1 protein-coding gene and 1 pseudogene are annotated in these 2,759 nt (G+C 71.3%); one reads left to right on the forward strand and one right to left on the reverse strand.

Going from position 1 to position 2,759, the window contains the following annotated elements; genetic code table 11:
• Positions 1–113 precede the first annotated feature (113 nt).
• A complete protein-coding gene (locus tag ABEA26_RS26940; protein WP_345595946.1) occupies positions 114–1,718 on the reverse strand; it encodes a phage tail sheath subtilisin-like domain-containing protein in 1,605 nt (534 codons plus the stop codon).
• A 405-nt stretch (positions 1,719–2,123) separates the two neighbouring features.
• Here ABEA26_RS26940 and ABEA26_RS26945 point away from each other — a divergent pair.
• A pseudogene (locus ABEA26_RS26945) lies at positions 2,124–2,759 on the forward strand (hypothetical protein); the annotation flags it as partial.

Consider the following 2,759-nt stretch of genomic DNA (forward strand, 5'->3'; position numbering starts at 1 on the left):
CTCATGTGATCTCTGTCCTTCTGATGCTTCTTGAGGGGGGCGTACGAGGTGGCGTACGAAGTGACGTACGGGATGCCGTACGAGGGTTACGGACGCAGGCGAACGGCCTGGGCCTACTCCTCCAGCTCCCCGCTGCCGCTGGAGAACTGGGCAAGCCGGAAGATCACGAATTCGGCGGGCTTGACCGGGGCGATGCCGATCTCGCAGATCACCCGGCCGACGTCGACCGACTCCGGCGGGTTGGTCTCCTCGTCGCACTTGACGTAGTACGCCTCCTCGGGCCGCGAGCCGAAGAGAGCGCCGCTGCGCCACTCGTTGACCAGGAACGCGGAGACGTTGCGGCGGATGCGGGCCCAGAGGTTGTGGTCGTTCGGCTCGAACACCACCCACTGGGTGCCGAGGAGGATCGACTCCTCCAGGTAGTTGAAGTACCGGCGGATGTTCAGGTAACGCCAGGCCGGGTCGGAGGAGATGGTGCGGGCTCCCCAGACGCGGATGCCGCGGCCGGGGAAGGAACGGATGCAGTTCACGCCGATCGGGTTGAGCAGGTCCTGCTCACCGCGGGTGATCTGGAGTTCGAGGTCGACGGCGCCGCGGACGACCTCGTTCGCGGGGGCCTTGTGCACACCGCGCTCGAAGTCGTTGCGGGCCCAGATGCCGGCGACGTGGCCGCTCGGCGGGACCAGGCGGGACTGCCCGCTGGCCGGGTCGAAGGACTTGATCCAGGGGTAGTACAGGGCGGCGTACTTGGAGTCGTAGCCGGCCGTCTCCTGGCGCCAGACGCGGATCTGGCGGGCGTTCTGGCTGGGCGGCGGGTCGATGATGGCGACGCGGTCGCCCATCAGCTCGCAGTGGGCGATGAGGCCGAGCTGGACGGCCTTCACGGCCTCCAGGTCGATCGCGCCGCGCTGGTAGGCGGCCATCAGGTCGGGCACCGCGACCATGGAAATCTCGTCGATGGCCTCCAGGCCGCCGAAGCCGGTGCGGTCCGCGGAGTCGCCGAGGTACTGGGCCGGCCCGGGGTGCGCGCTCTCGGCCTTCTGGGCCGGTACGGCGGGGGCGGCGGCCGGCGGCGCGGGCAGCGTCAGGGACTGGTTCTCCGGGCGGGCCAGCTGCGCGGACGGCGCGGCCTCCGTCACGGTGATGAGCTTGGAGCGCTCCTTGACCTGCGTGACGACGTAGGAGCGGTTGCCCTTCTTGGCGCTCACGTCGAACGTCTCGACCGGCTTCTCGCCGTCCTTGACGATCAGCTTGAAGCGCTCGGCGGGGCCCTCGCCCTCGGGGTCCGCGACCTCGACGGTCAGCGGGCCGCTCTGGCCGGGGGCGGTGGCCGTCACGGCGAAGGTGCCGAGCTGCCGGGGTTCGGCGGCGGGCAGCGCGGCCGGGGCGGCGGTGCCGGTCACGGCGGCGGGCGTGGAGCCCGTGCCCGTGGCGTCGCCGGTGGCGTCCTCGGCGGAGCCGCCGACCCGGACGACGTACGCGGCGCTGCCGCCGTTGTTGAAGAACCCGTAGACGGAGTGCGCGAGGTAGTACCCGCCGGTGAAGTCACCGAAGGCCGCGACGTACTGCGTCCAGTTGGTCACCAGCGTGGGCTCGTTCAGCGGGCCGGACGGGGCGAGTCCGACGAAGGCCGCCACCGAAGTGCCCACTCCCTCGATCGGGCGCGAGCCGCTGGCCACCTCCTCGACGTAGACGCCGGGCGACAGGTAGGACGGCATGCTCTGCTCTCCTCGGGGTACGAGACAGGACGCCCCTCAGCCTCACGCGCGCGTTGCCGTCAGTGAAACGTCCCTGGGTGCCGGAGTGGGGGCATGGGTGTTGCCCCTGGCCGTGCCCGTTGGGGCAGACTCCTCGCCTTTCTCCGGTGGACCCCTGGTGGACGACTGGTGTTTCTGTTTCAACATCGTGTGTTGAGAGTCAGTTCGCCAGGAAGTCATCTTGCGATCACGCCCCGGTCCGGGGTGCGCCGTCCCGCCGCTCCGGGGCGCTGCCTCGCGGGAGCGAGGACGGTGACGGGACGTGAGAAGGGGTTGTCCGTGTCGGACCGCTTGCAGGGATCGCAGAGACGCCGCACGGATGCCGCCGCTCCGCCTCGGTCCCGCCCTCAGAGGCCACAGACCCGCATGGCCGCCTTGCAGTCCACGGCGGGAAACAGGGCCGTCGCCGCGGCGATACAGCGCGCGACCGCTACTCAGGATGCCGAGGCCGTGGGCCAGACCCAGGCGAGCACTTCGGGGACGCAGGGTGTGGTGGCCGGCCCTGAGCGGTCGGGTTCCGTCTCCGGCGCCGTGAGTCCGGTCGCTCCGGCGTCGGGGGCCGGGCAGGCACCTCAGAAGCGTCAGCCGGACGACGCCGAGGCCCGGAAGCGGAAGGCCGAGGCCGAGGCCAAGGAGCTGGAGACGCTGAAGGGCCGGACCGCGGGCGCGGCTCAGCAACGGGCGGACGCCGAGGCTCTGATACAGGGCAAGACCAAGGCGATGGCCGACGCGCGGAAGCAGGTGACCGGGGCCGAGGCCAGGGCGGAGAAGTGGGCGGGTACGGCCGCGACGGCGGAGCAGAAGCGGGTGGTGGCCGCGGGCGAGGTGGAAACGCGGACGGAGGCGGTTGAGCAGGCGGAGAAGAGCCGGAAGACGGCTGAGGGCGATGTGCGGACGCGGACCGACGAGGAGACCGCGGCGGAGGAGCAGGTGACCGCGGCGGCGCAGGCGCTGGAGGACGCCAAGGCCAGGGAGCAGGCGCTCACGCGGAAGGCCGAGGCC

The sequence above is a fragment of the Streptomyces marokkonensis genome (assembly GCF_039539045.1).
GTDB lineage: Bacteria > Actinomycetota > Actinomycetes > Streptomycetales > Streptomycetaceae > Streptomyces > Streptomyces marokkonensis.

Coding starts and splice junctions, on each gene's coding strand:
- ABEA26_RS26940 (WP_345595946.1), bottom strand. CDS start 1,718: ATGCCGTCCTACCTGTCGCCCGGCGTCTACGTCGAGGAGGTGGCCAGC.